Raw genomic sequence first — 7267 nt, 5'->3', positions numbered from 1 at the left:
CCAAAACGCTTCCATCTTAGGTCGAACACGCAACCTGAAATTATTTTTTCTACGATAAATTTTGGCCCGTAGCAGCCGGGGCGGTCCCGCTGCCGATCAAGGGGCAAAAATGAGCACCGGTTCCGTCCAGCACTTCGCATTCGAACAAAATCCCCATCCCGTCCCGGCGGCCGAGCGCGCCGCGCTGCTCGACGATCCCGGTTTCGGCCGCGTCTTCACGGATCACATGGTGACGATCCGGTACTCGGCGGAACAAGGGTGGCATGACGCGAAAATCGGGCCGCGCGAAGCGTTCCGATTCGATCCGGCCACGCTCGTGCTGCATTACGCGCAGGAGATTTTCGAGGGCTTGAAAGCCTACCGGTTGCCTGGCGGCGGCGCGGCGTTGTTCCGTCCCGACGCGAATGCACGGCGCTTTCGCCACTCCGCCGAGCGGCTCTCGATGGCGCCGTTGCCGGAGGCGATGTTCGTCGAATCGGTCCGTGCGCTGGTGCGGGCCGATCGCGACTGGATTCCGGCGTTCGACGGTGCGGCGCTGTATTTGCGCCCGTTCATGATCGCGACGCAGGCGGTGCTCGGCGTGAAGCCGTCGCCGGAGTACCTGTACTGCGTGATCGCGACGCCGGTCGGCGCGTACTTCAAGAGCGGCGCGGCCGGGGTCACGTTGTGGGTGTCGGAGCACTACACGCGGGCGGCGCCGGGCGGCACGGGCGACGCGAAATGCGGCGGCAACTACGCGGCGAGCCTGGCGGCGCAGGCGGAGGCGATTCGCGAAGGCTGCGAGCAGGTGGTGTTTCTCGATGCGGTCGAACGCCGCTGGATCGAGGAACTGGGCGGGATGAACGTGTTCTTCGTATTCGACGACGGGTCGATCCAGACGCCGCCGCTGAACGGGACGATTCTGCCGGGCATCACGCGTGCGTCGTTGATCACGCTGGCCCGGGAGCTGAATTACACGGTGCGGGAGGAGGGCTACACGATCGAGCAATGGCAGGCGGATGCGCGCAGCGGTCGACTGGTCGAGGCGTTCGCATGCGGCACGGCGGCGGTCGTGACGGCGATCGGCCGGGTGAAGGGCCGGGCGTACGACTTCACGATCGGCGAAGGTGGCGCGGGGCCGGTCACGCAGCGCCTGAAGGCGGCGCTGCTCGATATCCAGAACGGGCGCGAAGCCGATCGCCACGGCTGGGTAGACCGCGTGTTCTGAGTTCGGCACGGCGGCCCTCGCGACGCGCGACGGCCGTCATGAAAGCCGTGGCCGGCATGCCGGCCGGAAGCCGCCGCGCTGTCTCCTGGAATTCCTCGATCATGTCAGCTGTTTCGTTGTCACGGGCGATTGACCGCCTGTTCATTGTCGACCCTGGTCTTCATCGTCTGCTGGGCGGTGCGCGCGCCGCGCTGGCGAGCTTGCTGGCCGGTGCGCTCGGCATTGCGTCGGCGCTCCATCTCGGTTTTGCGATCACTACCGGCGCGGTGGGCATCCTGTTCTCGATGATCGCGCCACTCTTCCTGCGCGATGCTCACCGGCTGGACTGGTATGAGTCGCTTGCGTGGCAGTACGGCACCGCATGCGCAAGCTTTGCCGCGGCCGCCTGCGTGAGTGCGTGGCCGGCCGTCGGCAAGGCGGGGTTCGTGATCGTCCTGTTCTGTTCGATGCTGTGCCAGACCCGCGGGCCGCGCACGATCGGCTGTGCGTTCCTGGCGATCGCCATGTACTACCTCGGTCTTTATCTGCATCCGGCCGCGCTACAGGCCGGCCACATGCTGGCGATGTCGATCGCCGGCCCGGCAAGCGTCGTGCTCGTCTGCCGCGTGCTGTTGCCGGTGCACGCGGCGCCCACGCCACGGCTCATCGCGCGCTCGGTATCGCTGCACGCGGCGTGTATCGCACGAAGCGACGTGTCGGATGCCGGCGCGCTGGATGCGATGGCCCATTTACTGGCGCTGAACGAAGCCGCCATCGCGCTCGAGCATCACGCGTCGACACGCGATGAAGGCGACACGCGCGCGTTGCACATCGCGCTCGTCGCATTGGAGATCGCGTCGGCTCGACGCGTGCTGAGCCGCGATCGAACCGATGCCGCCGCCGCGGTGCTACGTGCCGCGATTGCCCGCTTCGAGAGCGTCGTCGACGGCCTGGCGGCGCGCATGACCGCCGCACCGCCGCCCGCGACGCCGCGGCCCGCGCGCGCGGTGCCGTGGACCGCCGGCTGGCGCACGCTTGCATGGTTGCCGGCGATCCGCGCCGCGGCGGCTGCGTGCGCCGCGATGTTGATCGGCGAGACGCTGTCGTCGGAGCGGTGGATGTGGGCGGTGCTCAGCACGTTCGTCGTGTTCTTCGGCACGTACTCGTGCGCGGACACGATCTATCGCGGCGCGCAACGCGTCGCCGGGACGCTCGCCGGCGCGCTCGCGAGCGTACTCGTCGTCGGCGCGGCTCATCATGCGAATGCACTCGTGGTCATCGTCATGGGCGTGTGCGTGTTTGGCTGGGCGTACCACATCCTGCACGCCTATGGGCGCGGCGTGTTCTTTCTCACGGTGCTGATCGGCCTCGTCTATGCGCAACTGGGGTTCGAGATCGGCGCGCTTGCGGAACTGCGTATCGGCGAGGTGTTGATCGGCTGCGCGGTGTCGCTCGCGGCGGCGCTGCTGGTGATGCCGCTGGCGGCGTCGCGCCACATTGCGACGCGCTCGCACGGGCTGTTGGTGGCGCTGCGCGAACTCGTGCACGAGCGCGACGACGGCACGCGGCCGGGCGCGGCGCAGATGCGCGCGGCCGATCGCCGCTTTCACGACGTGCGCATGGCGATCCGGCCGTTGGCCGCGTGGCGCATGCTCCGTGCGTCCGGCGACGCCCGACGGTTGTCGGACACGTTGCTGTCCTGCTGGCTGTATGGCCGAATCGTGGCGACACGCCTGCCGGTCGAAGCCGGTGGCCCGGATGTCGCATTCGAGCGGCCGGCGCGCGCGGCTGTCGTCACGCGAATCGATGCGTTGATCAGCGATCTGGATCACGGCCGGTCGATGCGACTCGATGCGGCTGCGAGCGTCGGGCACGGAACGCTTGCGGTAGCCGGCGACCCTTCGTTACCGGCCCATCGGGATCTGGCGCGGCTCGACGCGAAGTTGACCGAACTCAACCGCGCATTCGAGGACGCGCTGTTCGGAAAAAATACGGGCGAGGAACGCTCGCATCGCGCCGATGGCAGCGCTCTCGCCCCCGATGTTCGGGAAGCGATACGTTGTTCAGGTATCTGAAGCATCGAGCGCCAGCCGGATGGCGTCGCGCGTCCTGCGTGTCGCCACGGCTGCCTGCATCGTGCGGAATAGCTCGACGAACCCCGGGTTGGAAGCGAGCCCGAGCGGGGCGAACGGCTTTGAATCGAGGATCGCGAGTGGCGCGCCGCTTCGCACGCGCTCGAGATCCGCTGCCTCGAATTGCGGCTCACTGACTGCGAACGCGTTGCCGAGATCGTCGACACCCTTCAGGTAATGCTGGAAGCAGGCCAGCAGCAGGGCTTCACGGCGCATGTCGCCGTGACGCGCGATCAATGCCCCGATGGTCTTTTCATGAAACACCGGGATCTTCGACGCGCCGTCGTGCGCGACGCGCAGCAACTGATCGCCCAGTGCGGCGTTGCGGAAGCGCGCGAGCGTATCGCGGGCATAGGCGCGTGCGGACACGCCATGCGGTAGCGTGAGGATCGAGCCGACGTCCCGGGTAAGGAAGATGTCGAGCAGCGCCGCGAGATCGCGATCGGCCATGGCGTCATGGACGAAGCGATGTCCGAGCAGAATCGCCGGGTAAGCGAGCAACATGTGGGAAGCGTTCAGCATGCGCCCCTTCATGGACTCGTACGCATGGACGTCGTCACGCAATTCGACGCCCGCTGCGTCGAATGCCGGGCGGCCGGCGCTGAAGCTGTCCTCGACCACCCATTGCGAGAACGTTTCGGCAACGACGGGCGCCGTGTCGTCGAAGCCTGACAACCGGTTGGCGCGCAGGCGGATCGCGTCCGTCACCTGCGGCGCGATCCGGTCGACCATGCTGTTCGGGAACGCGACGTAACGCTCGATCCAGGCGGCGAGATCGACGTCGGTCGCCCGTGCGAAATCGAGCACCGCGCGCCGCGCGGTATCCCCGTTACCGCGCAGATTGTCGCAGGACATCACGGTGAAGGGCAGTACGTTGGCGGCTCGACGCCGTCTGAGCGCTTCGACGATGAACCCGAACGCGGTACGGGGCGGTCCGCCCAGCAGATCGTGTGCGACGTCGGGCGTATCGAACCGGAATGCGCCGGTCGTCTCGTCGAGGTTGTAACCGCCTTCCGTGATGGTCAGCGATACGATCCGGATCGCCGGATCGGCAAGCCGGGTCAGTACGGCTTCCGGGTCGGCCGGTGCGTGCAGATACTCGATCATTGCACCGATGACGCGCACGACCGTCGTGCCGTCGCTCGAGAACTCCGTCAGCGTATAGAGGCAATCCTGCGCGCGAAGCGCGTCGGCCTTGGCGACCGAGGCCGGGCCGCTACCCAGTCCGATTCCGCATATTGCCCATTTTTCGTGACCGGGCAGATGCAGCACATGATCGATGTAGCGCGCCTGATGGGCGCGATGGAAGTTGCCGACGCCGATATGCGCGATGCCTGCCGTCAGGCGATGGCGGTCGTAGGCAGGAACGGCGACGTGCGGCGCCGCGCGTCCGAGGGTTGCATTGGCGAGCGGATGGCGCGTGTCGTCTTCGCGCGCCGGAGGGGATGCGTTGTCGTTCATGATCGCGAGGTGTTTCTCGTTCGGGGAAGGTCAGGCGCGTACGCGCCAAGCGGGCGTCGTGTCCTGCATGTGTCGCAGCCAGCGCTCGACGAGCGACGGCAGCGCGGCCATGTCGTCGAAGACGACGGACGCGCCTGCGGCGTGCAGCTTGTCCGTCTGCGTTCGTGCCGCGTGCGCGGCGCCCACGAAGCCGAGTACGGTCATGCCGGCGGCCATCGCGGCGGCCGTACCCGTCGCGCTGTCTTCGACGACGATGCACCGTTCGGGCGCCACATGCATGCGACGGGCGGCGGCCAGATAGACGTCGGGCGCGGGCTTCGGCGAGGGCACCTGGTCGGCCGTGAACAAGCGTTCGCCGAACAGGTCGGCCAGACCGATCCGGTCGACCACGCTGCGCACATAGGCAAGATCGCTGTTGCTGGCGCACGCCTTGACGAGCGGGATGGCGGCGAACGCGTCGCGCACGCCGTCGATGGCCGGCGCATTCACCGCGTTTGCGTGGATGTCCGCGCGAATCGCCTCGACCGTGTCGTCGTCGAGCGGCCGGTCGACGATGGTCGCGACCGTGCGCAGCAATTGCTCGGCTCGCATGCCGAGCAGGGGACGTATGACGTCGCGAAGGCCGGCGAGCCCCCAGAGGTGCTCGAGGCGAGTCACGACGATGCGTTCGGCGACGGCTTCGCTATCGACGAGCACGCCGTCGCAATCGCTGATCAGCGCATGATCCGAAAGTCGACGTGTGGCAGTAAGTTCGTTCATGTCGGTTTCCGTGATGAGAAAGCAGGATGGACGTGACTGGCTTGACCGTGTCCGATCATGAATGGCGCGGCCCGAACGTTCCGCGCTTCAATGCGCGTTCGATGTCCTCGAGGCTGCGACCGCGCGTTTCCGGCACCATCGAATAGATAAATACCCATGCGAGTGCGTTGAGACACGCGTACGCCCACATCGCACCGCCGACACCGAGCCATTTGGTCACGGTCAGTGCAGTGCCGGTCAGCAAGAGGTTCGAGCCCCATAGCATTGCGGCGTGCGCGCCGGTGGCCTGGTTGCGAATCGCGACGGGGTAGATTTCCGCGCCCGTCAGCCAGCCGATGACCTGGATACCGCCGGCGTTGAACACCATGAACGCGATCAGGCAGATGACGATCCACAGTTGCTGCATGGGCAAAACGAAGTCGCCCCGCAGCAGGCAGCCAAGCAGCACGAGGCTGGCTGCCGCGACGGGCAGCGTCGCGAGGCTGAGCGTGCGGCGGCCGACATGGTCGACGGTCAGCTTGCCGATGAAGGTCATCACGAGATAGGTGACGGCGACGCCGAGTGCGGCCCAGAGCGATGCCGACGCGCCGAACCCCGCGTCGCGAAGGAACGTCGGCGTGTAATAGATCATCATCTCGATGCCGCTGAGCTGGGTGAACGCGGCGACGCCGAGGCCGGCAACGAGAGCGGGGCGTACCCAGGGCTCGCGCATCGTGCGCCACCCCGATGTCGCGCCGTCCTGCTGCCGCTCGACCACGTCCCGAATATCGGCAATCTCGTGTCGGACGGCCGCTTGGGATTCCCGCACCTTCGACAACTCGCCATGCGCGTCGGCGATGCGATCCTGCTCGACGAGCCAGCGCGGGCTGCGCGGCAGTCGGGTCATGCCAACCATCAGGATGACCGACGGGATGACCGCGATACCGATCATCGCGCGCCAGGAAAACAGGTCGTTACCCGCGACGCCGATCAGGGCCGCGAGCAGGATGCCGATGCCGATCGAGACGTTGAAGTAGGTCACCAGGCGGCCGCGCTTGTCCGGCTCCGCGAGTTCCGCGATGTAGGTCGGCACGATCTGCGTCGAGCCGCCGACCGCGAATCCGAGCACGAGCCGGGAAGCGGCAAGGGACCACGCGTCGGGCGAGAGGGCGGCAGCCAGCACGCCGGCCGCATAGATCGCCGAGACGATCGTAATGGTCTTGCGGCGTCCGAATGCGGCCGACATGCGGGTGCCGGCCAGCGCACCGATCACCGCGCCGAGCAGGATCGCCGCGGCGACGAGCTCCTGTGCGCGGTAGTCGAGGCCGAAGTCTCGCGCGATGAGGGGCAGGGCGCCAGAAATGATGCCGGTGTCGTATCCGTAGAGCCCGCCGGCGATCGCCGCGATCGATGCGACGGTGCGCATGTAGGCGGACGGGGTGGGCCGGGGGCGGGCCGCGGGTGTGTCGGGAAGGGCGGAATCAGAAGCCATGACGGTTTTCCTTGTGGTGCGGCTCGTCGCACGGGCGAACGAACGCGTAACGTGACGGCATGTGCCCACTCCGGTAACAGGCGTTGCCGCACGTGCGGCAATGCGTCGCTGAAGTCGCGGAGCGGGAAGTCGCGAACGGGCGCTCAGGCGAGCGCGTGGATGTGGCCGGGCGGCGTGCCGCCGCGTCGGGCAGATGGAACGCGCCGACAGGAGGGACTTCCGGTTTGTACGGGGGGTGATTGCTTCGTCATGTCGGTC

The 7267-nt window shown here is 67.2% G+C and carries 5 protein-coding genes; 2 read left to right on the top strand and 3 right to left on the bottom strand.

Annotated elements, in window-relative coordinates:
- The first annotated feature begins 109 nt into the window (after positions 1-109).
- Both JMF90_RS16235 and JMF90_RS16230 read left to right on the top strand, forming a co-directional pair.
- A complete protein-coding gene (locus JMF90_RS16235) occupies positions 110-1207 on the top strand; it encodes a branched-chain amino acid aminotransferase (protein ID WP_011547482.1) in 1098 nt (365 codons plus the stop codon).
- Between the two features lie 101 nt (positions 1208-1308).
- Entirely contained in the window at positions 1309-3261 is a 1953-nt protein-coding gene (locus JMF90_RS16230; protein WP_227746117.1) for an FUSC family protein, read from the top strand.
- Here JMF90_RS16230 and JMF90_RS16225 read toward each other — a convergent pair.
- The 3 genes from JMF90_RS16225 to JMF90_RS16215 form a co-directional block, all read right to left on the bottom strand.
- Entirely contained in the window at positions 3250-4779 is a 1530-nt protein-coding gene (locus JMF90_RS16225) for a mannitol dehydrogenase family protein (RefSeq protein ID WP_011547484.1), read from the bottom strand. The two genes, JMF90_RS16230 and JMF90_RS16225, sit on opposite strands and share 12 nt — an antisense overlap.
- A 30-nt stretch (positions 4780-4809) precedes the next feature.
- Positions 4810-5538, bottom strand: a complete 729-nt coding sequence (locus JMF90_RS16220) for an HAD family phosphatase (protein WP_011547485.1) — start codon at positions 5536-5538, stop codon at positions 4810-4812.
- A 55-nt stretch (positions 5539-5593) separates the two neighbouring features.
- Positions 5594-7267: sugar porter family MFS transporter (locus JMF90_RS16215; protein ID WP_236597990.1), on the bottom strand; the 1674-nt coding region annotated here is incomplete at its 5' end.

The sequence above is a fragment of the Burkholderia sp. E168m23 genome, from assembly GCF_016586125.1.
GTDB classification, from domain to species: domain Bacteria; phylum Pseudomonadota; class Gammaproteobacteria; order Burkholderiales; family Burkholderiaceae; genus Burkholderia; species Burkholderia orbicola.
Note: the sequence above shows the minus strand (reverse complement) of the source record. Positions and strands in the feature narration are given on the sequence as shown.